Origin of the sequence: Knoellia terrae (genome assembly GCF_048606435.1) — a bacterium.
Taxonomy (GTDB): Bacteria; Actinomycetota; Actinomycetes; order Actinomycetales; family Dermatophilaceae; genus Knoellia; species Knoellia terrae.
Genome location: NZ_JBMBWH010000004.1, coordinates 59,137 through 83,238, shown reverse-complemented (window position 1 = coordinate 83,238; position 24,102 = coordinate 59,137). Strand labels below are relative to the sequence as shown.

The following is a 24,102-nucleotide window of genomic DNA, read 5'->3' as shown; positions in this document are numbered from 1 at the left end:
AGATGATGAGGCATGACCCGAGGAACCCGTGTTCTCTACGTCATCGACTCCTTGGCCCCGGGTGGTGCCGAGACCTCACTTGCGTTGCTGGCTCCGCGGTTCCCTGCCCACGGCATCGAGCTCATCGTGCAGCCCCTCAAGCCGTCGTCCGGGCTGGTCGAGATGCTGCAGGCCTCGGGAACCCGAGTTCTCCCCCCGCCGCCCCGGCATGGTCGGCTCTCGAACATTCGTCACCTTGTCGGGGCGGTGCGCACGCATCGCCCCGACCTGCTGCACACGACGCTCTTCGAAGCCGACGTCGCCGGGAGCTGGGCGGGGCGAGTCACCGCAACTCCGGTGAGCTCCAGCATCGTCAAGGTTCCGGGATCGCCCGGCGCCGAGGGGATCTCGAGGTGGAAGCTTCGGGCAGCGCAGCTGCTCGGAGCACTCAGCAGACGACACGTCCGGGCATGGCATGTGCTGACCGACACGGTTGCACGGGAGTCGACCCGGGTCCTGGGAATCCCTCACGAGAGCGTGACGGTCATTCCCCGGGGGCGTGACCCCGAGTCGTTCCCCTTCCGGGATGCCCGGCGCAGAGCCGACACACGGAGCAGTCTCGGGCTCACTGACGCGAACGTGCTCCTGCTCGCCGTGGCTCGACAGGAGTACGTCAAGGGCATCGACCGCCTCATCACCGCCGCCGAGCTCCTCCGCTCCACGGTGCCGGGCGTCGTCCTGCTCATCGCAGGGAAGCAGGGTCGCGCATCGGACGACCTGGCGGAGCGAGCTGCTGGAGTGGCCGTGGACGTGCGCTTCCTCGGCCATCGCACCGACATCGCGGACCTGCTGTCGGCAGCGGATGTCTTCTGCGTGCCCTCACGCCAGGAGGGCATCTGCGGCGCACTCATCGAAGCCATGGCGGTGGGTGTTCCGTCGGTGGTGTCCGACCTCCCCACCCTCAAGGATGTGCTGGGCAGGGATGAGCCCTGCGGTCTCTTGGCGGACTTCGACGATCCGGCGGACGTCGTGAGGAGCATGGAGTCAGTCCTGAGCCGTACCGCCGCCACGGAGGAGATGACGCGGCGTGCTCGGGCGAGGTTCGAACGCCACTACACCCTGGAGAGCGCCGCAGCGTCGATGGCGGACTTCTTCCGCGCTACCGCCAAGCCACCGCAATGACCGTCCGCGTCCTACATCTCGTGGCATCGACCCAGCGTCGCGGCGCTGAGATCTTCGCGACCCGCCTGTCCCGTCACCTGACCGAGACCGGATGCGACAGTCAGGTGCTGGCCATCGCCGCAAGCCGCACTGAGGCCTCGTTGGACCTCGACACCCTGGTGCAGGGCAGCAGCTTGCACGCCGGGCTCGTCTCCCTGCGGCGGGCAATGCGCCAGGTGGACGTCGTCGTGGCTCACGGTTCGCGAACCCTCCCCTACTCCGTCCTGGCCGGAGTGGGAACGAGGGTCCCGATCATCTACAAGAGCATCGGCGACCCCTGGTACTGGGCCCGCACACGCTCGAGGCGATGGAGGACCACCGCACTGCTGTCGCGAGTGCAGCGGGTCGCTGCGCTCTCGCCCGGCGCCGCTCGTGCGATCGAGCAGTGCTGGCGTGTCCCGGCCTCTCGAATCGTCGTCACCGGCAACGGGCGTGACCCTCGCACCTTCGCCCCGGCAACCCCCTGGCAACGTCGGCAGGCGCGAGAAGCACTCGCACTCGATGACGCCGCCGTGGTCGTCCTCGGTCTCGGCGCCCTGTCCCCCGAAAAACGCCCCGACCTTGCCATCAAGGTCGCCCAACAGGTCCCTGAAGCCACGTTTCTCTTTGCTGGGGAGGGACCCCTCGCGGGCGTGATGGCTTCGGGCATCGACGATCCGGAACGGCTTCGCCTCCTGGGCGGCAGACGGAACGTCGTCGAGCTCCTGCATGCCGCAGACATCCTGCTCAGCACGAGCGACTCCGAGGGCCTGCCCGGCGCGATCGTCGAGGCGGCCCTGTGCGGGCTCGCCTCCGTGGCGACGCGCGCAGGGTTCACCGCCGACGTGGTGGTGGACGGGGTCACGGGGGTGCTCACGGCCACGGGCGATGTGGAGGCTCTCGTCGCCGGCGTCCGGGCGGTGATGAGGGAGCCTCGCAGCATGGGAGACGCCGCTCGTACGCACGCCGCGGCGGCCTTCGACGAGCGGGACGTGTTCGACCGATGGCGCGCACTGGTCGAGTCAGTCGGCGGCGCCGCCATCCGGGACGGCTGACGACCTCGGCTGGCTCGACGACCGCTGGACCCACCGGGTCTTCAGCGGGTAGAGGAGCTGCCGTGCCCTGAAGTTCCACTTCACCGGGTGGCAGCAGACGAACCTCCTGATGTTGTTGCCCTTGGTCCACCTGATCCAGTTGGCGGTCTTGGCCTGGTGGGAGCGCCCGTACATGATCTGGTCCGCCTCGAGGAACTCCACCCCGTTGCTTCGCAGCGTGGCTCGGGCCTGCTCGGCTCGCGGCGCCATCCCGGGGATCTTCTCGACGTCGAAGTGGACGAGCAGGTGCGAGACCCGGTCGAGGAGACGTGCCGCATCCAGCGCGTCGATGATGTCGCACTCGGCTCCTTCGCAGTTCAGCTTGAGCCAGATCTCGTCGCCGGCCCGGGTGTTCTCGGCCATCCATTCCGCAGCATCCACGAACCGGCACCGTTCCACCGTCGCGGTTCTCGCCTTCGCCGCGTGGACACTGGCCCCGATGTCGCCGGGGTCGTGCACGTCCATGAGGGCGTCCTCCTTCCACCACCCCGCATCGACGACCGTGAGGCTGTGGCTCGGGATGGAGCGCAACACCTCGACATTGCGGGCGACGGGCTCGAACGCGAAGACGCGGTCGAACTGCCACCGCGGACGAACCGCCTCCTCGACCGTCTCGCCCACATGGGCGCCGACGTCGATGAACACCGTGCTGGTCACTGCTGTCCTTCCGTTCGTGGGCGCCACCGGGCAGGCACACCGGTGACGATGACACCGCCGGGAACGTTCTTGGTGACCACTGCCCCCGCACCGATGACCGTGTCCTCACGCACCAGCAGGCCCTGCAGGATGGTGGCGCTCGCCCCGATGAGCGTGCCCGCCCCCACCGTGACCTCGCCGGAGACCACGGCGCCGGGGTTGACCGAGACGAAGTCGGCCAGCATCGCGTCGTGGCCGACGGTGACGTGCGGGTTCAGGTGGACGTGACGTCCCAGCGTGACGTTCGTCGAGACGACGACTCCGGCGCAGACCACCGCCCCGGGCCCGATCGACGAGGACGACCCGATGATGGCGCTCGGGTGGGCGGCGGACACCGCTGTGAACCCGGCATCGTCCAGCTGCTCGACGAGCCGGAAGCGCACCTGCGGGTGGCCGACTCCCAGGACGTAGCCGACGGACCTGTCCCCCGCGGCCACGAACTGCGCGACCGACCCGAGGAGGCCGGCGCCCCGCATCGCCAGCCGGTCGCGGTTGACCGACGAGGGTGCGTCGTCCACGACGCCGACCACCTCGAGCGGTGCGCCGTCGGCGACCATGGCGTCGAGGACGTCCAGGCACTCGCGACCGAAGCCGGACGCACCGACCACGACCACCTTCCGGCGAGAGGACTCAGCGCCCGACAACCCGGTCCTGCCCGTGCGATGGCGACGAGGCGCTGCCGAGGAACGGGCTCATCGTCGCCTCTCCCTCACCACTGATGCCTTGGCGCCGCAGGACGGCGGTCGCCGTTCGGCCGATGATAGACAGGTCGAGCCCCAGACTTCGGCGTTCGACGTATTCGACGTCGAGGGCGAACCGGTCCTCCCACGACAGGGCGTTGCGCCCCGACACCTGCGCCAGGCCAGTGACTCCCGGACGGACCTCGTGCCGACGCGCCTGTGCTGGGCTGTAGCGCTCGAGGTAGTCGACGAGCAGGGGCCGAGGTCCGACCAGGCTCATGTCACCGCGGAGCACGTTGACCAGGGTCGGGAGCTCGTCGAGGCTCGTGGACCGGAGGAATCGCCCGACGCGGGTGAGGCGGTCGGCATCGATGACGTGCGTGTCGTCCGGGTGGCGCATCGTGCGGAACTTGACGAGCTCGAACACCTCGCCGTGCAGACCCGGTCGCGCCTGGCGGAAGAGGACCGGACGCCCGTGCGCGAGGAGGACGAGGACGGCGACGACCACCTGGACCGGCGCGGACACGACGAGGGCCAGCCCGCTCAACCCGACGTCGAGCGCCCGCTTGACCTGGTCGTGGCGCTCACGCGGCACGGTGGACCTGCAGGAAATCGGCGAGCACGCCGTGGACCCGGTCGATCTGCTCCTGGCCCAGGACCGACCCGCTCGGGAGGGCGAGACCGGTCTGGAAGAGTCGTTCGCTCGTCCCGTTGACGAACGCCCGGACGCCGAGGAAGACGGGCTGCAGGTGCATCGGCTTCCAGAGCGGACGCGCCTCGATGTCGTGCGACGCCAGGCTCAGTCGCAGGTCCTCCTGCGAGAACCCGGCGCGCAGCGGGTCGATGAGCACGGACGTGAGCCACCAGTTGTCGCGGGTCGAGCCCCCTGCGGCACCGGACGGCTCACCGAAGACCGTGAGGCCCGGGAGGCCCCGGAACTGCTCGATGTAGCGCAGCCGGTGCTGTCGCCGACGCTCAATCATCTCGTCCAGCCGGGCCAGCTGGACCCGTCCGACCGCGGCCAGCAGGTTGGAGAGCCGGTAGTTGTAGCCGATCTCGGTGTGTTCGTAGTGCACCACCGGCTGGCGGGCCTGGGTGGCCAGGTAGCGCACGCGTTCCGCGAGGTCGGCATCGTCCGTGAGCAGCGCTCCCCCACCCGAGGTCGTCATGATCTTGTTGCCGTTGAACGACAGCACCGCCGCGTCGCCGTATGCCGCAGCCGGCCTTCCGCAGTGAACTGCGCCTGCCGACTCGGCGGCGTCGGAGAGCACGCGAGCCCCGTGGGCCTCGGCCAGCGCCCGGATGTGGTCGTGGTCCACCGGCTTGCCGAGGAGATCCACCGGCAGCACCACCTTGGCCGGGCGGCCGTCGGCGCGGCAGTCCTCGAGAGCCTCCTCGAGGAGGGCGGGATCCATGTTCCCGGTCTCGTCGCAGTCCACGAGGACGGCCTCCGCACCGGCATACGTGATGGCGTTCACCGTGGCGGCGAAGGTCATCGTCGAGGTGACGACGACGTCCCCCCGCTGGACCCCCAGAGCGAGCAGTCCCAGGTGCAGGCCAGCGGTTCCGGAGGAGAGGGCGACGGCCTGGGTCCGGCCGAAACGGGCCGCGAGCTCGGCCTCGAAGGCGTCGACCTCGGGACCGAGCGGCGCGACCCAGCCCGAACGGAGAGCGCGGACGAGTGCCATCTCCTCCGCCTCAGTGACGTCCGGTGACGACAGGTGGATGCGATCCTGGTGCGGGAGCAAGGTGGTCACAGGCGCATGTCCGTCTCGGACTTGTCGAGCACGTACTTCAGGTCGTACAGGATGTGGCCGTCGGGGCAGCCGAAGGCCCGGATGCGCTCCGCGCCCATCGCCACGAACTGCTCGTGCGCCACAGCGACGACGACTGCCGAGTAGGCGCCCACGTCGGGCTTCGCGACGAGGTCGATGCCGTAGTGCAGCTTCGCCTCCTCCGCACGCGCCCAGGGGTCGTGGACGTCGACGTCGATCTCGTACTCGGCGAGCTCGTCGAGGATGTCGACCACGTGCGAGTTGCGCAGGTCGGGGGTGTTCTCCTTGAACGTCAGCCCTAGCACGAGGACCCGCGCGTTCCGCACCGGGATCCGCTCCTTCGTCATCCGCTTGACGAGCTGGGCCGCGATGTAGGACCCCATCGAGTCGTTGAGGCGACGCCCCGCGAGGATGATCTCCGGGTGGTAGCCGACGGCCTGCGCCTTGTGGGTGAGGTAGTACGGGTCCACGCCGATGCAGTGGCCGCCGACGAGGCCGGGGCGGAAGCCGAGGAAGTTCCACTTCGAGCCGGCGGCCCGCAGCACCTCCTCGGTGTCGATGTCGAGGCGGTTGAAGAGGATCGCGAGCTCGTTGATGAGCGCGATGTTGACGTCACGTTGGGTGTTCTCGATGACCTTGGCGGCCTCGGCGACCCGGATCGAGGAGGCCCGGTGCGTGCCCGCCGTGATGATGCTCGAGTAGAGCTCGTCGACGAAGTCGGCGGCCTCCGGCGTGGAGCCCGACGTGACCTTGACGATCGTCGTGAGCCGGTGCTCCTTGTCGCCGGGGTTGATGCGCTCCGGGCTGTAGCCGACGAAGAAGTCCTCGTTGAGCCGCAGTCGCGAGATCTCCTCCAGGACGGGAACGCACCGCTCCTCGGTGGCGCCGGGGTAGACCGTGGACTCGTAGATGACCGTGTCACCGGGAGCGAGCATCGACGCGATGGTCTCGGTCGCGGACAGCACCGGCGTGAGGTCGGGCTGCTTCGCGGCGTCGATCGGTGTCGGCGTCGTGACGATGTAGACGTTGCAGTGCTCGATGTCCTCCGGGCGCTCGGTGAAGCGCAGGCCCGTCGCCTCGGCGAGCAGCTTGTCACTCACCTCGAGGGTGAAGTCGTTGCCGGCGCTCAGCTCCTTGACCCGCGACCCGTTGATGTCGAACCCCACCACGTCCATGGTCTTGCCGAACTCGACGGCGAGGGGCAGGCCGACGTAGCCCAGCCCGACGACGGCGAGCCGCACCCCGCTCGGCATCATGGGGAACCCCTGCGTGGCAGACGTGGTCATCGGATCCTCTTTCCTGGGGCGTCGCCCCGGCCGAGCAGGGACACATCGAGGTCGTCGATGTCGAAGCGGCCGGCGAGCACGTCGGCGGGTGGAAGCTGTGGAACGGAGACCTGGGTGATGAGCGGGTGGGCCGTGTGACGACCGCGCTCCTCGTCGCTGAGCAGCACCTCGTGGAGCTTCTCCCCGTCGCGCAGGCCGGAGAAGGCGATCTCGACGTCCTTGCCGGACTCCTCGATGAGACGCCGGGCCACGTCGATGATGCGGACCGGCTCACCCATGTCGAGGACGAGGACGTCGCCGGGGTGGCCGATGGCCGCGGCCTGGAGCACGAGCTCGCACGCCTCGGGGATGGTCATGAAGAAGCGGCTGACCTCGGGGTCGGTCACCGTCAGCGGACCACCGCGGTCGATCTGTGCGCGGAACGTGTCGAGCACCGAGCCCCGGGATCCAAGGACGTTGCCGAAGCGGACCGAGAGGAAGCTCAGCCCGGTGGCGCCGGCATACCAGGCGGTGAGCCGCTCGGCGAGCCGCTTCGTCTGTCCCAGAACGCTGGTCGCATCGGCGGCCTTGTCGGTCGAGATGTTGACGAAGTGCTGCACGCCGTTGGTGGCGGCGCACTCGAGCACGTTCAGCGTGCCGAGGACGTTCGTCTTCCATCCTTCCTCGGGGAAGCGCTCGAGCATCGGGAGGTGCTTGAGTGCTGCGGCGTGGAAGACGACCTCCGGCGCGAGCCGGCTGAACACGGCGCAGAGCGCGTTCTTGTCCCGGATGTCGCAGAGGACCGTGTCATCGGTGTCGAGGAGGCCGTCGCCGTCGAGCGACAGCTTGGTCGCGTGCAGGGCCGACTCGTCGCGGTCCAGCAGGATGAGCTGCGACGGACCGAGCTGGCGCACCTGGCGAGCGAGCTCGGAGCCGATCGACCCGCCGGCGCCGGTGACGAGCACGACCTTGCCCGTCACGTAGCCGGCGATCTCGGAGAGGTCGGTCTCGATGGGGCGCCGGCCGAGAAGGTCCGCGACGTTGAAGGCGCGCAGTGCGTCGAGCTCGATCCGGCCCGAGATCATCTCGCGCAGCGGAGGCACGACGACGAGCTCGAGCCCCGCCTCGGTGCAGCGGTCCGAGACGTCCTGGATGAGCTGGGGCGAGGCCTGGCTGATGGCGAGCACGACGACCTCGGCTCCGGCGGAGCGCGCTGCGCCCACGAGGTCGACCCCGCGCCCCAGGACCCGGTAGCCGCGCACCCGCAGGAAGCGCAGCCGCGGGTCGTCGTCGATGAACCCGACGATGGAGTAGGGCGAGTCACCCGCGGCGTCGACCAGGCCTGCCAGCTGGTGCCCGGCATCCCCGGCGCCGTAGATGAGGGCGGGGACCCCGGCACCGTCGACCTGCCGTCGCCGGTCCTGCTGGCGGGCCATCCGGAAGACCCACCTCCCGCTCGCCATGATGAGGAAGGCCAGGGCCGGCATGACGAACGCGATCCCGCGGGAGAAGAGTGGCGCCGCGATGTAGAACGTCGCGCCGAGGATGACGCTGTTCGCCACCACCACCTGGCCCAGGGAGGTGACCTCCTCGAAGCTGCCGACCTTGCTGCGTCCGAGGTAGAGGTGGGACGCGAACCCGCCGAGGACCTGGAGGAGGACCGCCGCCGCAACGTACGCCACCGCGATGACCCACATCCGCTCCGTGAGCGAGAACTCGTGCCGGACCAGGAGGAAGCCCATCAGCGCCAGCACCCAGGAGGCGGCGTCCCAGCCGACCATCACCGAGCGCCGAGCGAAGATCTGAGACCTCGACATCCTGCACCCCTGAACGCTGTCGTTTCGTCAGGTCCTGACGACGAGATCGACGCTAGGCGGGTCATCAGGGCCGCGCGGAGAAACGCCCGGAAGCCACCCAAGGGGGCCCAAGGGTTGTCTCGATCAACTAGTCCGGGCTAGTCCCAACGGGTCAGGGCCGAAGAGCGACGCGTCCCGCCACGATCGTGGCGAACACGTGCATCCCGCGAAGGTGAGCCGCCGCGTGCGGACCCGATTCGCCTGCGGCACAGGGGTTGTCGTCGAGCAGCACGAGGTCGGCGAGACTGCCGGACCCCACGGTCGGCGCGTCGTCGACGCTCGCGGCGAGCGCCTGCGCGACAGTGATCGTCTCCGCCGCGTTCCACTCCTCGCGCTCGTCGCCGGTGCGGTGCACGGCGGCCGCCATCGCCTCCCACGGGTCGAGGGGAGCGACCGGCGCATCAGAGCCCAGCGCCAGGGTGACGCCCGCTCGGACCATCGACCGCAACGGGAAGCACCGATCTGCGCGGTCGGGCCAGCACTGATGGGTCACGTCTCGGTCGTCGATCAGGTGCGCGGGCTGGACGCTGGCCACCACCCCCAGCCGGCCCATCCGGTCGAGGTCCGGGAGGGCGACGAGCTGGGCGTGCTCGATCGACCCGACGGCACCCGTGGCCGCGAAGGCGTCGAGGGCGATGCCGACCGCGGCATCACCGATCGCGTGCACCGCCACGTCGAGGCCGTGGGCGCGTGCCTGCGCCAGCAGGTCGACGAGCTCCTCCGGCGAGGTGTTGGCCTGTCCGCGTGGGTGCTCCAGCACGTCGTCGCCGACATACGGGTCGTGACAGAACGCCGTCCGCGTGTTGAGCGAGCCGTCGCTGATGATCTTCAGCGGACCCATCGTCACCATGCCGCCTTCGTCGAGGACGTCCCCCGAGCGCCGACCGGCCGCGATCGTGTCGGCCAGCCCGACGGCATACGTGGCGGTGCGCACGCGCAGCACGGCGAGCCCGGACGCGGAGCGCTCGATCCACTCGGTGGCGTTGTCGGCCCACTCCATGTCACGCACGCCGACGACGCCGCGACGCAGCGCGGCGTCGAGAACCTTCGCGTATGCCGTCCGCCGGCCCTGCGTGGTCTGGGTCAGCTCGTCGAGACGGGCGAAGACGGGGAACCAGTCGTTCTCCTCCACGACGGTGTCGCGCTGCGGCACACCGAGGAGGCGCTGGGCGGCCGAGTTGAGCCAGCCGTGGTGGGCGTCGCCGCTGATGAGGACGACCGGGGCGTCACCCGTCACGGCGTCGAGCTCGGCCACCGTGGGCTGCCGGGCCCACCCCGCCGTGCGGTGGCCGAAGCCCTGGAGCACAGCGAGTCCCGGTCCAGCGGACCGCGCGCCGACCTCTGCCGCGACCATCCGGACCACCTCGTCCGCGCTCGAGGTCGCGGACAGGTCGAGCCGGGTCGCGTTGGCGGCCCACTGCCCCATGTGGACGTGCTGGTCCCACAGCCCTGGAACGAGCCAGCGCCCGTCCGCGTCGAGAACGTCGTCCATGGCGCGGGGCCGGAGCGACGGGGCCACCTCGACGACGCGGTCGCCCTCGACCCGCACGTCGACCGGGACGTCGAAGGGCCCTTCGGGTGCGGGGCGACCGGCGATGGGGACGAGGCGGGCCTGACGGATCAACAGCGAGCTCACGCGGCGATCCTAGGAGGAGAACCGGCCGGGCCCGGCTACGGTCCCGTCATGACGACCGAGCTCTCGCCCGACACGCGACGCGGCCTGCGCCGGCTCAACCTCGCAGCCGCCGCCCTCCACCTGGCGCAGGCGGTCGCGGTGCTCGTCCTCGCCACGGACTTCGCTCTGCCGGTCACGGCGAGCTACCTGGCCGGACCTCCCGGGACGGTGCCGCAGGATCCCACCGTGCTCTTCGACCTCTCGACCGGTCTGGCCGTGGCGGCCTTCCTCGGCCTCTCGGCCCTGGCCCACCTCGTCGTCGCGACGGTCTGGTTCCCTCGCTACGTCCGTGACCTGTCCCGAGGCATCAACCGGGCGCGCTGGGTGGAGTACGCGCTCTCGTCCTCGCTGATGATGGTCGTCATCGCCCAGCTCGTGGGGATCGCCGACGTCACGGCGCTGCTGGCGATCGCCGGCGTCAACGCGTCGATGATCCTCTTCGGCTGGCTCCAGGAGAAGTACGAGCAGCCCCGCGGTGGCGGCTGGCTGCCCTTCTGGTTCGGGTGCATCGCCGGGGCGGTCCCGTGGGTCGCCGTCGTCCTGTACGTCGTCGCTCCGCAGTCCCCGTCCGAGGCCAGCCCGCCCGGCTTCGTCTACGGGATCGTCGTCTCGCTCTTCCTGTTCTTCAACGTCTTCGCCCTCAACCAGTGGTTGCAGTACCGCGGCCGGGGGCGCTGGGCGGACTACCTGTTCGGCGAGCGCGTCTACATCGTCCTCAGCCTCGTCGCAAAGTCGCTGCTCGCGTGGCAGGTCTTCGGCGGGACCCTCGCGGGATAGGGCACACCCGGGACAGTCCGTCGGACCGACCTCGCGGCATTACCGTGGAGTATCCGATCGCAGATCCCGAGGAAAGCCGCCCCATGGTTCGCACGACCCCCCGCACGGTGCGCATCCACGGGCACGACCTCTCCTTCGTCGACAGCGGCTCCGGACCGGCGCTGCTCTTCATCCACGGCATCCTCGGCTCGCAGCGGCAGTGGGCCCGCCTCGTCGACGGGCTCGACGACGAGCACCGGGTGCTGGTCCCGGACCTCTTCGGTCACGGCGACTCGGCCAAGCCGCTCGGCGACTACTCGCTGAGCGCGCACGCCGCCGCGCTGCGCGACCTGCTGGACCACCTCGGCATCGAGCGCGTGACGCTCGTCGGCCACTCCCTCGGCGGCGGCATCGCCATGCAGTTCTCCTACCTCTTCCCCGAGAGGGTCGACCGCCTCGTCCTCGTCGCCAGCGGAGGCCTGGGCCGCGAGGTTAACCTCATCCTGAGGTCGGCGACCCTCCCCCTGGCCGAGCAGGTGCTCAGCGTCGTCGCCTCCACCCCGGTCCTGTCGCGGGTCGAGGCCCTGGGGCGTGGCGCGGCCAGGCTGGGGTGGCGCCCCGGGGCCGACCTCGACGCCATCTGGCACGGGTTCACCTCGCTCGGCGACGGCGAGAGCCGGCGGGCGTTCCTCGCGACGACGCGGGCCGTCGTCGACATCGGCGGGCAGAGCATCAGCGCCCACGACCACCTCGAGAGCGTGGCCCGCATCCCGATCCTCATCGTCTGGGGCTCGAAGGACCGGATGATCCCGGCGTGGCACGCGCTGAGCGCGCAGCGCGCCGTCCCGGACTGCCGGGTGGAGCTCTTCGAGGGCGCCGGGCACTTCCCGCACCTCGACGACCCCGAACGCTTCACCCGGGTGCTCCGCGAGTTCGTCGCCGACTCCTCGGAGGAGCCGCCCGCCGCGCTGCCGGGCTGATCCCACGGCGGCGCGGCCCCCGATCGAGGTCTGGCGCGCGCCCCTGCCGACGAGGACACTGGCGCTTCATGGTCAGGACCGCACCCCACACCGTCGAGCACCTCTGGCGCCGCGCGTGCGACGCGGCGATCACCTTCCGGACCGGGGTGGTCGACCGGCCGGCTCCTCCCCGGCAGGACTACGCGTCGTCGCTGCGGGCCTTCGACGCACCCCTCCCCGCGTCGGGCACCGACCCTGAGGAGGTCGTGGACGACCTCGTGCGCCTCGCCGACGCCGGACTCATGACCCCGACCGGCGCCCGGTTCTTCGGATGGGTCATCGGCGGCTCGCACCCGGCCGGCGTGGCCGCCGACTGGCTCACGAGCGCCTGGGGCCAGAACGCCGGCAACCACCAGGCCTCCCCCGCCGCCTCCGCCGCGGAGACCGTCTCGGCCAGGTGGCTGCTCGAGCTCCTCGACCTGCCGCGTGAGGCGTCGGTCGGCTTCGTCACCGGCGCGACGATGGCGAACTTCACCGCCCTCGCGGCGGCCCGCGGAGAGGTGCTGCGCCGGGTCGGCTGGGACGTCGAGCGTGACGGGCTCTTCGGCGCTCCGCCGGTCGAGGTGGTCATCGGCGCCGAGGCGCACACGACCGTGTATGCCGCGCTGCAGCTCCTCGGGCTGGGTCGCGAACGCGTCACCCGCCTCCCGGTGGACGACCAGGGGCGCATCGTCGTCGGGCCGGCGCACGAGGTCCTCGCGCGGCTGGAGGAGCCGGCGATCGTCGTGCTCCAGGCGGGACACGTCAACACCGGCGCCTTCGACGACTTCGCCGCCCTCGTGCCGGCCGCCGCGGCCACGGGCGCCTGGATCCACGTCGACGGCGCCTTCGGCCTGTGGGCCAGGGCCTGCGACGAGACGGCCGGGCTGACGAGCGGGCTCGAGGATGCCGACTCGTGGGCGGTCGACGGCCACAAGTGGCTCCAGACGCCCTACGACTCCGGCTTCGTGGTCGTTCGCGACGAGCGGGCCCACCGACAGGCGATGACCATCTCGGCGAGCTACCTGCCGATGTCGGGCGATGGTGACCGCGACCCCTCGCACTATGTCCCCGAGCTGTCGCGGCGGGCCCGCGGGTTCGCCACGTGGACGATGATCCGCACCCTGGGACGTGACGGCATCGCGGCCATGGTCGCGCGACACTGCGCGTACGCCCGGCTCATCGCGACCACGTTGCAGGCCGAGCCCGGCGTCGCGGTTCTCAACGAGGTGGACCTCAACCAGGTTCTCGTCCGCTTCGGCGACGACCGCCGGGACCTCGATGGGGACCGGCTCACCCGCGCGACGATCGAGCGGATCCGGGCGGACGGCGTGTGCTTCACCGGCGGGGCGCACTGGCTCGGGCGCGAGGTGATGCGGCTGTCGGTCATCGGGTTCGAGACCGACGAGGGCGACGCCGTGCGCAGCGCGCAGGCGGTCCTCGCGGCATACCGACACGTCCTCGAGAGCGACGGACAGCCGGGGTCTTGATCATGTGACCATTTGGTCACACAATGGGGAGGTGGATCCCGACCAGGCCGTCTTCCGGGCGCTGGCCGACCCGACGCGCCGAGCCCTCCTCGACGCGCTGTTCGAGACCGACGGCCAGACCGTCGGCGCGCTCGTCGCCCTGTTCCCCGGCGTCACCCGGTTCGCGGTGATGAAGCACCTCACCGTCCTGGAGCAGGCCGGCCTCGTCGCGACCCGACGCGTCGGGCGCGAGAAGCACCACCACCTCAACCCCGTCCCCATCGCGCAGGTCGCCGACCGCTGGGTGAGCAAGTACGCGCAGCCGTTCACGCGCACCCTCCTCGACCTCAAGGGCACGACGGAGACGGCACACGACACCAAGGAGCAGCAGCCATGACGCAGCACGTCTACGAGATCGACATCCGGGCCGAGGTGGAGGACGTCTGGCGCGCGCTCACCGACCCCGCATCGACCCGGCAGTACTTCCACGCCACGCACTGGGCCTCGCCACCGGTGGCCGGCCAGCCGTTCACGACGCTCCTGCCGGACGGCCGCGTCGCCGTCGAGGGTGTCGTCGAGGAGGTCGACCCACCGCACCGCCTCGTCCACACGTGGCACCCCCTCTACGACCCGGAGCTGGCCGCCGAGCCACCCAGTCGCGTGGCCTGGGTCCTCACGGCCGTGGGCACCGGGACCACGCACTTGCGGCTGGTGCACGACCGGCTCGACGACAGCCCGCGGACGGCCGAGAGCGTCCGCGAGGGCTGGGTACGCATCCTCGACTCGCTGCGGTCGCTGCTCGAGACCGGCGCACCCCTCCCGGCAGCCACCACACCGGGCTGACCCAGCGCATCGACCGGGTGGTCCGAGTGCGCCATCCGCGCGGTTCCCTTCGGCCCATTGCCGGGTACCGTCCCTGCTCCCTACGCTCGAGGGGGCCGATCGTGCGAGGGTCGCCCGGTCCGCCCAGGGAGCAGTCATGATCGGGAACCACACCCCCGTCCCGACGCTCGGCGTCAAGGACCTCGGCGCCGCGCGGGCGTTCTACGAAGGGACGCTCGGGCTCACGGCAGGGCGGGAGATGCCGGGCGGCGTCGCCTACACCGCCGGGTCGGGAGGCCTGTTCGTCTACGAGTCGGAGTTCGCCGGCACGAACAAGGCGACGTCGATGATGATCGAGCTCCCGGAAGGCGAGTTCGACACGCAGGTGGCCGACCTGCGATCCAAGGGCGTGGAGTTCCAGACCTACGACATGCCGGAGACGCAGTGGGACGACGGCGTCGCGAGCATGATGGACGGCTCGTTCCGCAGCGTCTGGTTCCAGGACCCGGACGGCAACATCCTCAATCTCGGCACCGGCATGGGGTGAGCCCCTGACGGGCCTCCGGGTCTGCGCCTCCCCCTCGGTCAGAGGTTGATCATGTGGCCGGCGATGCCCTCGATGGCCTCCTTGACCGACTCGGACAGGGTCGGGTGGGCGAAGACGTTGCGGGAGACCTCGTCGGCGGTGAGGTCCCACTTCTGCGCGAGCGTCAGCACGGGAAGGAGCTCGGTGACGTCCGGGCCGATCATGTGCGCGCCGAGGATCTCGTTGTGCTTCGCGTCGGCGACGATCTTGACGAAGCCGACCGCGTCGCCGAGGCCCATGGCCTTGCCGTTGGCACTGAACGGGAAGGTCGCCGTCTTGACGTCGTAGCCCTTCTCCTTCGCCTGGGCCTCGGAGTAGCCGAACGAGCCGATCTGCGGGTGGCAGTAGGTCGCCCGGGGCACGAAGTCGTACTCGACCGCCATCGTCTCGGCGCCGGCCATCGTCTCGGCCGCCACGACGCCCTGCGCCTCGGCGACGTGGGCCAGCATGAGCTTGGCGGTGCAGTCACCGATGGCGTAGACGTTGTCCACGTTGGTGCGGCAGTAGTCGTCGATCTCGATGGCGCCACGGTCGGTGAGCCTGACGCCGATCGCCTCGAGGCCGTAGCCCTCGGTGCGCGGGGCGAAGCCGATCGCGGACATGAACTTGTCGGCCTCGAGCACCTGCGCGTCCCCGCCCGCGGCCGGCGAGACCGTGACCTTGACGCCGGAACCGGTGTCCTCGACGCCGTCGACCTTGGTGGACAGCAGGACCTTGACCCCGAGCTTCTTGTAGTGCTTGAGCAGCTCCTTGGACACGTCGGCGTCCTCGGTCGGGACCATCCGGTCGAGGAACTCGACGATGGTGACGTCGACGCCGAAGTTCTTCATGACGTAGGCGAACTCGACGCCGATGGCACCCGAGCCCGCGATGACGATCGAGCCGGGCAGGTTCTTGTCGAGGATCTGCTCCTCGTAGGTCACGACGTTCTCGGAGACCTCCATCCCGGGCAGCATCCGGGTCACGGCACCGGCCGCGATGATGAGCTTGTCGAAGGTGAGCGTGCGCGTGTCCCCCGAGCTGAGCGCGACGTCCATCGACGTCGGGCTGGTGAGGGTTCCCCAGCCGTCGATCTCCTCGATCTTGTTCTTCTTCATGAGGAAGTGCACGCCCTTGACGATGCCAGCCGACACCTGCCGCGACCGCTTGTGCGTCGGGCCGAAGGACATGGTGGCGTCGCCCTCGATGCCGAACTTCGCCTTGTCGTGCTGGAGCGTGTGCGCCAGCTCGGCGTTCTTGATCAGCGCCTTGGACGGGATGCACCCGACGTTGAGGCAGACACCACCCCAGTACTTCGACTCCACGACAGCGGCCCTGAGACCCAGCTGCGAGGCGCGGATCGCCGCGACGTACCCACCGGGACCAGCACCGAGAACAACGACATCGAAGTCAGCCATGCTCGCCAGCCTAGTGGGAGCCCCGCGCCGCCCGGTCGCCGACCGACCCTCAGCGCATCAGGCGCAGCGCCTCGTGGATCGAGCGGGCCGCCGGCGCTGCGGTCTCGCTGCCGTGGCCGCCCTGCGAGACGGCGACGGACACGGCATACCGGGGCCTGGTCGTCGGCGCGTAGGACAGGAACCACGACGTGTCCGAGCGGTCGAAGACCTCCGCCGTCCCGGTCTTGCCGGAGACCGGCCAGTCGATCGGCATCCCCCGGAACGCCTGCTCCGCCGTCCCCGACACCACGACCGCGCGCAGCCCGCCCTTCACGTAGTCGGCGACGTCCCGCGGCAGGTCGGCCGCCCTGGTGGGACCCGCATCGACCGGCGTCGACGCACCGGAGACCGGGTCGACCGTGCGCACCCCGACCCGCGGCGTGCGCACGACACCGTCCCCTGCCATCGCGGCATACGCCACGCCCATCTGCAGCGGGGTCGTCGCGACGTCACCCTGCCCGATCGAGAAGTTGGCGGCGTCCCCCGCGCGGAACTGCGCGCCGCTCACGCAGTTCTCCCTCGCCAGCGAGACGAGGTATGCCGCCCGCGACGGGTCCGTGCGCGCCACCTCCGGGTAGCCGTCCTTCGCCCGGCCACACGTCTCGTCCTTGGTCTGCTCCCAGACCGAGCGCTTCCAGCCCCGGTCCGGGATCCGTCCGGCGCTCTCGCCGGGCAGGTCGATGCCGCTGCGGCGGCCGAGGCCGAAGTCGCGCATCGTCGTGATGAAGGGGTCACGGGCGTCGGCTCCCGCGAGGCCGCCGAGGGCGAGCCACGACCGGTACGCGACGTCGTAGAAGACCGTGTCGCAGGAGATCTCGAGGGCCTTGTGGAAGGTGATGGGGCCGTAGCCACGCGACTCGAAGTTGCGGAACTCGCGGTTCCCGATGCGGTAGCTCGACCCGCACTCGTAGGTGCGACTGAGCGAGTTGCCCGCGGCCACCGCCGCCGGGACGCTGAGCGCCTTGAGCGTGGAGGCCGGCGCCATCGCCGTCCCGGTCACGCGCGACAGCAGGGGCGTGCCGGCAGCCGGCGAGGTGAGTGCGGCGTACTCCTTGGCCGAGATGCCGCCGGTCCACACGTTGGGGTCGTAGGTCGGGGCGCTGGCCGAGGCGATGACGTGACCCGTCGTCACGTCGAGGACGACCGCCGCGCCGGAGTCCGCGGGCAGCCCGCGGGAGCGGGCCGCCGCGATCTCCCGGGCCAGGGCCTTCTCGGTCGCGGACTGCACGCCGGCGTCGATGCTCGTCACGAGGTCGCGTCCAGGCACGGGGTCGACCCGGTCGACGACACCGGTGACCAGGCCCCTCGCGTCCACCGACACGGTCGTGCGACCCGGGGTGCCCCGGAGGGCGGAGTCGTACTGCTGCTCCAGACCGGCGCGGCCCACGAGGTCGTCGGCGCCGACGCGACCGGCCTCGACCTCCGCCCTGGTCGCGCGGCCGAGGTAGCCGAGCAGGTGCGCGGCGTTGACGCCGAGCGCCGCCGGGTAGCGCCGGACCGGCAGGGCCTCGACGGCCACGCCGGGGAAGAGGTCGGGCCGCTCGACGAGGCTCAGCGCCCGCTGCGGGTCGACCCCGCTGGCGACGGGGATGGGGACCTGCGGTGACCCGGACCAGCAGGCCGGCGCCGGCGGCGCACCGTCCGACCCGCACAGGTGGGTGCGGGCGAGGAGGTCCTCGACCGGACGGTCGATCGCCGAGGCGACCCGCTCGAGCAGCGCCCTCCCCCCGTCCCGGCTGTCGGCGACCACGCGCCGCTCCACGGTGACGACGGTGACGGACGTGTTGTCCGCCAACGGTTTCCCGCTGCGGTCGAGGATGCGGCCGCGCACGGCGGGGACGACGACCTCGCGGGTGTTGAGCTGCGACGCCGCGGCGGCGTAGTCGGCGTGCTCGGTGAGCTGCACCTGCCCGAGACGGCCGAACAGGACGACGAAGAGCAGGGCGACCACGGCCCCCACGGCGAGGAAGCGCCCCTGGTGCCCGGACCCGTCGAGCGGCCTCAGCCCGGCCCGGGTCACGCGAACCTCCGGCGCTCGGAGGCGTGCTCGAGGCGGCCCACGACCGGGACGAGCACGAGGCCCACGGTGGCCGTGGCGACGACGCGCCCGAGGGACGAGGCGACGCCGACGGGGACACCCTGCGCCAGCGCCAGCAGCGCCCGGACCAGCTCGAGACCCAGGCAGGTCGCCGCGAGGACCGCGACCACCCAGACGAGGGCGACGGGACCGGGACGGCGGGCCAGACCGAGGAGGAGCCCGCACCCGGCATACAGGACGGCCTGGGTCCCGAGGACCGCCGAGCCCGGCGGGAGCAGGTCGAGCAGCCACCCGCCGACCAGCCCGGTGACGAGACCGGCGCGCGGCCCCGACCTCAGTGCGGCCGACGCGACCACCACGAGCACGAGGTCGGGCAGGGGCGCGAGCTGCCGGGCCGCAAGGGTGACGCCGAGGACGGCACCGACGAGCAGGAGCGCGGCTCGCACGACCACGCCCGTCGCGGTCACGACGCTCCCCCGGTCGCCGCCGGACGTGCGGTGGCGCGAGGTGCGGTGAGCAGGACGCCGACGACCGAGAGCGAGCCGGTGTCGACGGCGGGGCGGACGGTGCCCGTGGGTGCGAGCCGTCCGCGGGTCGGCTCGACCCCCGTCACCGTGCCGATGAGGACGCCGGGGACGAACGGCCGGCCGTCGACGCTGCCCAGGGTGCGGACCTCGTCGCCGACCGCGAGCTCGCCCACCTGGACCAGGGTCAGCCCGAGCTCGCCCGGGGCGCGCCCGGCGGTGCTGCTGGCCGCGACGTCGACGGTCGCCAGCGCCCCGGCGGACCCCACCCTGGCGCCGACGACCACCTCCGGACCGCCGAGGACGAGGACGTCGCTCGTCCAGGGTGCGACGGAGGCGATGCGTCCGACCAGCCCACCGGACGCCACGACGGTGCGGTCGACGCTCACGCCGTCTCGGCTGCCGACGTCGATGGTGATGCGGGCGACGCCCTGCGGTCCCCGTGCGCCGACACCCACGACCCGTGCCGGGACCACCTCGGCCCCGGCGGTGGAGGGTGCCGCGAGCAGCCCGGCGGCGGCGACGGCCTCGGCCTCGGTGAGCCGGAGCTGGCGCAGCTCGGAGGCGAGCTGCTCGTTCTCGCGGCGCAGGTCGTCCTCGCCGGTCCGGCCCGCGGGCGCGAGGACGCGCTCGAGCGGCCCGAGGACGGTCGCGGCGCCCAGGCGGAGCATCCCGGGCCCGGGGCCGCCGACGAGGTCGGCGACGGCGAGGCCGACGGTGGCCACGAGGGCGACCGAGACGAGGCGTCGCCGTCGACGGTCGGCTGCGTCGCCCCTCACGGTCGTCGGTTGTCCACGAGGACGCGGTGCAGGGTGTCGAACTCCTCGACGCACCGGCCCGCCCCCCGCGCCACGGCGCGCAACGGGTCGTCGGCGACGACCACCGGCACCCCGAGCTCGTGGTGCATCCGCTCGGCCAGCCCTCGGAGCAGGGCTCCCCCACCGGTGAGGGTCACGCCGCGCTCGAGGACGTCACCGGCCAGCTCGGGCGGGCACACGTCGAGCACCGCCCGCGCCAGCTCGACCATCTGCAGCACCGGACCCTCGATCGCGCGGCGGACCTCGACGGACGAGATGGAGACGGTCCGGGGCAGGCCGGTGACGAGGTCACGCCCCCGCACCCGCTCGCTCAGCTCCTGGCGCAGCGGGAACGCGGACCCGACGGCCACCTTGATCTGCTCGGCGCTGCGCTCTCCGAGGAGCAGCGAGTACTCGGACTTCACGTGGGCCACGATCGCCTCGTCGACCTCGTCCCCGCCGGTGCGGATCGAGCGTGACGTCACGATGCCGCCGAGGCTGATGACGGCGACGTTGGTCGTGCCACCGCCGAGGTCGACGACCATCGAGGCCATCGTCTCCTCGATGGGCAGGCCGGCGCCGATCGCCGCCGCCATGGGCTCCTCGATGACGTGCACCCGCCGGGCGCCGGCCCGCAGGGTCGAGTCCTCCAGGGCCCGTCGCTCGACGCTCGTGATGTCGCTGGGGACGCACACGACCATGCGCGGACGGAAGAGCCGCGAGGGCGCCACCTGGTCCACGAAGTAGCGCAGCATCCGCTCGGTCACGTCCGCGTCGGAGATGACCCCGTCGCGCAGTGGCCGGACGGCGCGCACCGAGTCCGGGGTGCGCCCGAGCATCTCCTTGGCGCGGTGACCCGCCGCCAGCAGCTCGGTCGTGCCCGTGCGGACGGCGACGACCGAGGGCTCGTCGAGGACGACCCCTCGTCCGCGCTCGTAGATCACCGTGTTGGCGGTCCCGAGGTCGATGGCGAGGTCCCTCGCTCGCACCCATCGGTCCACTCCAGCCACGCTCGCGATGCTACGCGGGGCGCCTCGCGGGTCGTCGGCCCAACACGCGGTATGCCGCCCGCTCCGGGGAGCGAACGGCATACCGTCTCGTGGTGGTCCGGACGAGCGGTCACTCGTTGCTGGAGGTGACCTTCGCGCGGTTGCAGGGGTTGCCGACGTTCACGGACTGGCCGCGATCGACGACGATGCTGCGGGAGCCGAGCACCTTGCCCTGCTTGTTCTCGCAGGTGAGGTTCCACGTCTCCTTGACGCCGGTGACGATGGCCGGGGTGGGCGGCTCGAACGACATCGTGCCGGTCCAGTCGGCGTCCGCGCCGCCGCCGTAGTTCACGGCCTCGACCCGGTAGCCACCGGGGACGGGGTCGAGGGATGCGGCGACCTCGGGGTTGGCCAGCGTCGCCGCCGAGGCCACCTGGTTGCCGGCGGAGTCGTAGATGTAGAAGTCCCAGTCGGTGCCCGGGTCGGGGTTGGGACCCTCCCACCCGAAGGTGAACACGACCTTGCCGTTGTCGTAGGTCGGCAGGCCCTGGATCGTCACGTTCGAGAACTCCGAGGCGCCCACGGCGGGGATCCCTGCCGGGTTGGCGACCGGAGCGCTCGGCTGCGTCGGGGCGACCGGGTCACGGCCGTAGCGTCCGGTGACGACCGGGCGCGTCGACGGGTTGACCGCCCAGCTGAACGCGCCGCCCCTGCTCTCGAGCGAGGAGGTGAGGACGTCCGTGTAGGGGATGGGGTCACCGACGGCGCCGCCCGGCTGGATCACCGGCGAGGTCATGCTCTGGTACGTCTTGCGGATCGTGAGCCGGGTGTTGGCCGGTGCCACGCCCTGGATCGTCGAGTGCATGCTCGGGTCCATCGCCGCCGCTGCCGCCGTGTAGTAGGCCTCGCGGTTGCCGCCGAGTCCGGCGCCGGCGGCCGGAGCCAGACCGGCGTACTCCGCCACGACGCCGGTCTCGTACGGCGGGTGGAAGCCCTCCGTGCCGATCTCGAAGGTGAACCCGAAGCCACCGGTGTTCCAGTAGCTCCAGTCCTCGGTCGAGCCCGAGGTGTCGTAGAGGCCGAACGAGGGGATGTTGGCGTAGCCGTTGTGCTCGGCGAACTGGGCACCGAGCGCGCGGTACTTCACCTCGTCGGGGCTGAAGCCGGTCGAGGCGATCGACGGCGGGCGCAGCACGAGGTTGCTGTAGGTGTGGTTGGTGATGAGCGCCGTCACCTGCCGGCCGCTCACGAGCTTGCGGATGTTGTCGACCTCGGGCTCGCTGCCCGGGGCGTCACCGCGGTAGGTGTCGCTGCTCCACGACGTCGACGCGCCCGGACCGCCCCAGAAGCCGGGGTAGTTGCGGTTCGGGTCGGTCCCGCGCAGGCGTCCGGCGAGGTTGGCGTCGCACGGGCCGGGCTGGTAGGCGGCGGGCGTCTTGGCGCTGATGAAGCAGTTCTTGCGCTTCATCTCGTAGTCGAAGGTGCCGAAGTTCCCGATCGGGGCGGCCTTGCGCGAGATCTCGAAGCCGTCGACGTTGACCACGGGGACGACGATGGTGCGCATGCCGGCGAGCAGGCCGGCGTTGCGGGAGTCGCCGCTCTCGAGGAGGTCGTAGGCGAACTCCATCGCGTGCTCGGAGGAGGGCCATTCGCGGGCGTGGTGGGCGCCCATGATGAGGAAGACCGGCTTGCCGTCGTCGACCTTGGAGGCGCCGTCCGTGATCTCGATGCCGTGGACCGGCTTTCCGAGGACGGACCGGTTCTCGAGGGTGAGCGGCCTGACGCGGGTGGGGTGCTTCGCGGCCAGCGCCTGCATCTCGGCGTTGTAGTCGGCCAGGTGACGGTAGGACGTGCGCCCGCTGGGCAGTGCGGACGACGCCACGCTCGCGGCATACGCCTCGTCCTTGGCGGCGTTCTCGCGGGAGACGGCCCCGAGGTCGGCGACCTTGACGGTCCACGTCTTGCCGGAGGCCCGCAGGCGGGCGACGTCGGCCGCTCCGTGCAGGACGACGTCGACGCCGTGCTCGTCGGCGTGCTCGGTGGTGTCGAGGCCCAGGGCGTCGACGGCTGAGCGTTCCTTCTGCGTGGACGCGTGGACGGTGACGATCTGCACCGTGTCGTCCTGCGCACTGGGCTGCGGCGCCGCGGTGGCGACTCCGACACCCGCGAGGCCGGCGGCGACCAGCGCGACCGCCGACACCACCCCCGGCCCGACTCGAGTGATCCTCATGCTGGCTCCTTCGGATGAGAAGTGCGGCCCGAAAGGGGGGTCGCTGGACTCAACCTAGGGGGCTGATCGCGGGTCCGCTCGTCGAGCGAAGTGGAGCGCCGACGGCCCGGCGGAGGAGGAGCGTGCGGGCTCAGAGCCCGGGGAACCAGATGGCGATCTCGCGCTCGGCCGACTCCGGCGAGTCGGAGCCGTGGACGATGTTCTTCTGGACCTTCTCGCCCCAGTCGCGACCGAGGTCACCGCGGATGCTGCCCGGCGCGGCCTCGGTCGGGTTCGTGGCACCGGCGAGCGCCCGGAAGCCGGGGATGCAGCCGTGGCCCTCGATGACGGCGGCGGTCACGGGTCCGGACGACATGAACTCGACCAGCGGCTCGTAGAAGGGCTTGCCCTCGTGCTCCGCGTAGTGGTCGGCGAGCATCTCGCGGGTGGGCGTCGTCACCGCGAGTGCGGCGAGGGTGTAGCCCTTGGCCTCGATCCGGCGGAGCACCTCTCCGGAGAGGCCGCGGGCAAAGCCGTCGGGCTTGATGAGGACGAGCGAGCGTTCGGTGGTCACGCTGGTCAGCCTAGCGAGCACCCTCGGCCTCGGCGGCGCCGGACTCGCGCGCCGCCATCATCGCGTCCACCCCCTGCCCCTTGACGAGGCACAGCAGCCACAGCCCGGTGAAGACCAGCCCCACCCCGATCATCGCGGGGACGAGGGCCGCACTGGCCCACGTGAGCACCTGGACGAGCCAGCCGAGCGGGAGCCCGAGCGGTCCACGCATCAGCCCGGCGGCGACGATGGCGAGGAGGCCGAGGGCGCAGCCGGCCCAGAGCAGGGTGCCGGCGTCAGCGTCACCGCGGGCGAGTGCCGTGCTGCGGGCCAGCAGCGCCCCGAGGAAGATCACGAGGGACTGACCGATGAGGACGGTGGCGAGCATCCTCCAGGTGAACGTCCCCAGCTGTCCGGTGAACGGGACCCGGGTCATCCGCGCTTCCACTCCCGCACGTCGATCGCCGCCTGGGCCGCGGCGAGCGGAGCCTTCGTGGCACGACGGTAGAGCCTGACCGCCGTTCCCTTCCTGCCGTGCGCGAGCGCGTGGTCGATGGACTGCTGGACGTCGGCCGGCAGGTCCTCGACCGGTCGGAAGCTGACCTTGTCGCCGCGCGTGCTCTCGCGCAACCGGGTGACGAGCCAGAACACCAGCGCCGCGACGGCGATCAGGAGGAGGAGCCGGGCGATCGGGTGCATGCGACG

At 71.3% G+C, this 24,102-nt stretch carries 24 protein-coding genes; 8 read left to right on the top strand and 16 right to left on the bottom strand.

The features are described 5' to 3' along the window. Positions 1-12 precede the first annotated feature (12 nt). Together ACOJV9_RS07360 and ACOJV9_RS07355 are read left to right on the top strand one after the other, a co-directional pair. Positions 13-1,161, top strand: coding sequence for a glycosyltransferase family 4 protein (locus tag ACOJV9_RS07360; RefSeq protein WP_420184547.1), 1,149 nt, complete (start codon positions 13-15; stop codon positions 1,159-1,161). Continuing rightward, the gene (locus ACOJV9_RS07355) at positions 1,158-2,234 is read left to right on the top strand and encodes a glycosyltransferase (RefSeq protein ID WP_420184546.1); all 1,077 of its coding nucleotides are present in this window, start codon (positions 1,158-1,160) and stop codon (positions 2,232-2,234) included. Before ACOJV9_RS07360 ends, ACOJV9_RS07355 begins: the two co-directional genes overlap by 4 nt. Here the strand turns inward: ACOJV9_RS07355 and ACOJV9_RS07350 are convergent. From ACOJV9_RS07350 to ACOJV9_RS07320, 7 genes are all read right to left on the bottom strand, one after another. Beyond that, positions 2,202-2,930: an FkbM family methyltransferase gene (locus ACOJV9_RS07350; RefSeq protein ID WP_420184545.1), complete on the bottom strand. Its 729-nt coding sequence runs from the start codon at positions 2,928-2,930 to the stop codon at positions 2,202-2,204. The genes ACOJV9_RS07355 and ACOJV9_RS07350 overlap by 33 nt on opposite strands. Beyond that, on the bottom strand, positions 2,927-3,577 hold the full coding sequence (locus ACOJV9_RS07345; protein WP_420184544.1) for a NeuD/PglB/VioB family sugar acetyltransferase: 651 nt from the start codon (positions 3,575-3,577) through the stop codon (positions 2,927-2,929). The genes ACOJV9_RS07350 and ACOJV9_RS07345 overlap by 4 nt, the downstream gene beginning before the upstream one ends. 22 nt (positions 3,578-3,599) lie before the next feature. Next, a complete protein-coding gene (locus ACOJV9_RS07340; RefSeq protein WP_420184543.1) occupies positions 3,600-4,244 on the bottom strand; it encodes a sugar transferase in 645 nt (214 codons plus the stop codon). Beyond that, the gene (locus ACOJV9_RS07335) at positions 4,234-5,406 is read right to left on the bottom strand and encodes a DegT/DnrJ/EryC1/StrS family aminotransferase (protein WP_420184542.1); all 1,173 of its coding nucleotides are present in this window, start codon (positions 5,404-5,406) and stop codon (positions 4,234-4,236) included. The genes ACOJV9_RS07340 and ACOJV9_RS07335 overlap by 11 nt, the downstream gene beginning before the upstream one ends. Further along, positions 5,403-6,710, bottom strand: a complete 1,308-nt coding sequence (gene tviB / locus ACOJV9_RS07330; protein WP_420184541.1) for a Vi polysaccharide biosynthesis UDP-N-acetylglucosamine C-6 dehydrogenase TviB — start codon at positions 6,708-6,710, stop codon at positions 5,403-5,405. The genes ACOJV9_RS07335 and tviB overlap by 4 nt, the downstream gene beginning before the upstream one ends. Continuing rightward, positions 6,707-8,506 carry a polysaccharide biosynthesis protein gene (locus tag ACOJV9_RS07325; protein WP_420184540.1) on the bottom strand — a complete coding sequence of 600 codons (1,800 nt, stop codon included), beginning with the start codon at positions 8,504-8,506 and terminating at the stop codon, positions 6,707-6,709. The genes tviB and ACOJV9_RS07325 overlap by 4 nt, the downstream gene beginning before the upstream one ends. Positions 8,507-8,657: 151 nt before the next feature. Beyond that, positions 8,658-10,181 (bottom strand): amidohydrolase, encoded by a 1,524-nt coding sequence (locus ACOJV9_RS07320; protein WP_420184539.1) that lies wholly within the window; start codon positions 10,179-10,181, stop codon positions 8,658-8,660. Between the two features lie 48 nt (positions 10,182-10,229). On the opposite strand from ACOJV9_RS07320, the gene heR reads away from it, so the two are divergent. The 6 genes from heR (at position 10,230) to ACOJV9_RS07290 (ending at position 14,812) form a co-directional block, all read left to right on the top strand. Continuing rightward, positions 10,230-10,997 carry a heliorhodopsin HeR gene (gene heR / locus ACOJV9_RS07315; protein ID WP_420184538.1) on the top strand — a complete coding sequence of 256 codons (768 nt, stop codon included), beginning with the start codon at positions 10,230-10,232 and terminating at the stop codon, positions 10,995-10,997. An 83-nt stretch (positions 10,998-11,080) separates the two neighbouring features. Further along, positions 11,081-11,956, top strand: a complete 876-nt coding sequence (locus tag ACOJV9_RS07310) for an alpha/beta fold hydrolase (protein ID WP_420184537.1) — start codon at positions 11,081-11,083, stop codon at positions 11,954-11,956. 68 nt (positions 11,957-12,024) lie between these two features. Next, positions 12,025-13,464 (top strand): pyridoxal phosphate-dependent decarboxylase family protein, encoded by a 1,440-nt coding sequence (locus ACOJV9_RS07305; RefSeq protein WP_420184536.1) that lies wholly within the window; start codon positions 12,025-12,027, stop codon positions 13,462-13,464. 31 nt (positions 13,465-13,495) lie between these two features. After that, on the top strand, positions 13,496-13,840 hold the full coding sequence (locus ACOJV9_RS07300; protein WP_420184535.1) for an ArsR/SmtB family transcription factor: 345 nt from the start codon (positions 13,496-13,498) through the stop codon (positions 13,838-13,840). Then, a complete protein-coding gene (locus tag ACOJV9_RS07295) occupies positions 13,837-14,286 on the top strand; it encodes an SRPBCC domain-containing protein (RefSeq protein WP_420184534.1) in 450 nt (149 codons plus the stop codon). Before ACOJV9_RS07300 ends, ACOJV9_RS07295 begins: the two co-directional genes overlap by 4 nt. Before the next feature lie 136 nt (positions 14,287-14,422). Further along, positions 14,423-14,812 carry a VOC family protein gene (locus ACOJV9_RS07290; protein WP_420184533.1) on the top strand — a complete coding sequence of 130 codons (390 nt, stop codon included), beginning with the start codon at positions 14,423-14,425 and terminating at the stop codon, positions 14,810-14,812. A 38-nt stretch (positions 14,813-14,850) separates the two neighbouring features. Here ACOJV9_RS07290 and lpdA read toward each other — a convergent pair whose 3' ends face one another. The 9 genes from lpdA to ACOJV9_RS07245 all read right to left on the bottom strand — a co-directional run bounded on the left by lpdA (position 14,851) and on the right by ACOJV9_RS07245 (position 24,096). Continuing rightward, a complete protein-coding gene (gene lpdA, locus ACOJV9_RS07285; RefSeq protein WP_420184532.1) occupies positions 14,851-16,248 on the bottom strand; it encodes a dihydrolipoyl dehydrogenase in 1,398 nt (465 codons plus the stop codon). Positions 16,249-16,297: 49 nt separating this feature from the next. Beyond that, a complete protein-coding gene (mrdA, locus tag ACOJV9_RS07280; RefSeq protein ID WP_420184531.1) occupies positions 16,298-18,307 on the bottom strand; it encodes a penicillin-binding protein 2 in 2,010 nt (669 codons plus the stop codon). After that, complete coding sequence (locus ACOJV9_RS07275; protein ID WP_420184530.1) at positions 18,304-18,792, bottom strand: hypothetical protein; 489 nt, start codon at positions 18,790-18,792, stop codon at positions 18,304-18,306. The genes mrdA and ACOJV9_RS07275 overlap by 4 nt, the downstream gene beginning before the upstream one ends. Beyond that, complete coding sequence (gene mreC, locus ACOJV9_RS07270) at positions 18,789-19,628, bottom strand: rod shape-determining protein MreC (protein ID WP_420184529.1); 840 nt, start codon at positions 19,626-19,628, stop codon at positions 18,789-18,791. The genes ACOJV9_RS07275 and mreC overlap by 4 nt, the downstream gene beginning before the upstream one ends. Further along, a complete protein-coding gene (mreB, locus tag ACOJV9_RS07265) occupies positions 19,625-20,656 on the bottom strand; it encodes a rod shape-determining protein (protein WP_420184528.1) in 1,032 nt (343 codons plus the stop codon). The genes mreC and mreB overlap by 4 nt, the downstream gene beginning before the upstream one ends. A 109-nt stretch (positions 20,657-20,765) precedes the next feature. Then, complete coding sequence (locus tag ACOJV9_RS07260) at positions 20,766-22,865, bottom strand: M14 family zinc carboxypeptidase (protein ID WP_420184527.1); 2,100 nt, start codon at positions 22,863-22,865, stop codon at positions 20,766-20,768. A gap of 130 nt (positions 22,866-22,995) precedes the next feature. Continuing rightward, positions 22,996-23,418 carry a nucleoside-diphosphate kinase gene (gene ndk / locus ACOJV9_RS07255; protein ID WP_420184526.1) on the bottom strand — a complete coding sequence of 141 codons (423 nt, stop codon included), beginning with the start codon at positions 23,416-23,418 and terminating at the stop codon, positions 22,996-22,998. 10 nt (positions 23,419-23,428) lie between these two features. Next, positions 23,429-23,833, bottom strand: coding sequence for a DUF4233 domain-containing protein (locus ACOJV9_RS07250; RefSeq protein ID WP_420184525.1), 405 nt, complete (start codon positions 23,831-23,833; stop codon positions 23,429-23,431). After that, on the bottom strand, positions 23,830-24,096 hold the full coding sequence (locus ACOJV9_RS07245) for a hypothetical protein (RefSeq protein WP_420184524.1): 267 nt from the start codon (positions 24,094-24,096) through the stop codon (positions 23,830-23,832). The genes ACOJV9_RS07250 and ACOJV9_RS07245 overlap by 4 nt, the downstream gene beginning before the upstream one ends. Between the last annotated feature and the right edge of the window lie 6 nt (positions 24,097-24,102).

What these genes read in the sequence shown, in the direction of transcription:
- ACOJV9_RS07290 (WP_420184533.1), top strand. Translation starts at nt 14,423, where the DNA reads ATGATCGGGAACCACACCCCCGTCCCGACGCTCGGCGTCAAGGACCTC.
- heR (WP_420184538.1), top strand. Translation starts at nt 10,230, where the DNA reads ATGACGACCGAGCTCTCGCCCGACACGCGACGCGGCCTGCGCCGGCTC.
- ACOJV9_RS07260 (WP_420184527.1), bottom strand. Translation starts at nt 22,865, where the DNA reads ATGAGGATCACTCGAGTCGGGCCGGGGGTGGTGTCGGCGGTCGCGCTG.
- ACOJV9_RS07325 (WP_420184540.1), bottom strand. Translation starts at nt 8,506, where the DNA reads ATGTCGAGGTCTCAGATCTTCGCTCGGCGCTCGGTGATGGTCGGCTGG.
- ACOJV9_RS07245 (WP_420184524.1), bottom strand. Translation starts at nt 24,096, where the DNA reads ATGCACCCGATCGCCCGGCTCCTCCTCCTGATCGCCGTCGCGGCGCTG.
- ACOJV9_RS07310 (WP_420184537.1), top strand. Translation starts at nt 11,081, where the DNA reads ATGGTTCGCACGACCCCCCGCACGGTGCGCATCCACGGGCACGACCTC.
- ACOJV9_RS07360 (WP_420184547.1), top strand. Translation starts at nt 13, where the DNA reads ATGACCCGAGGAACCCGTGTTCTCTACGTCATCGACTCCTTGGCCCCG.
- ACOJV9_RS07250 (WP_420184525.1), bottom strand. Translation starts at nt 23,833, where the DNA reads ATGACCCGGGTCCCGTTCACCGGACAGCTGGGGACGTTCACCTGGAGG.
- tviB (WP_420184541.1), bottom strand. Translation starts at nt 6,710, where the DNA reads ATGACCACGTCTGCCACGCAGGGGTTCCCCATGATGCCGAGCGGGGTG.
- ACOJV9_RS07305 (WP_420184536.1), top strand. Translation starts at nt 12,025, where the DNA reads ATGGTCAGGACCGCACCCCACACCGTCGAGCACCTCTGGCGCCGCGCG.
- ACOJV9_RS07295 (WP_420184534.1), top strand. Translation starts at nt 13,837, where the DNA reads ATGACGCAGCACGTCTACGAGATCGACATCCGGGCCGAGGTGGAGGAC.
- ACOJV9_RS07355 (WP_420184546.1), top strand. Translation starts at nt 1,158, where the DNA reads ATGACCGTCCGCGTCCTACATCTCGTGGCATCGACCCAGCGTCGCGGC.
- lpdA (WP_420184532.1), bottom strand. Translation starts at nt 16,248, where the DNA reads ATGGCTGACTTCGATGTCGTTGTTCTCGGTGCTGGTCCCGGTGGGTAC.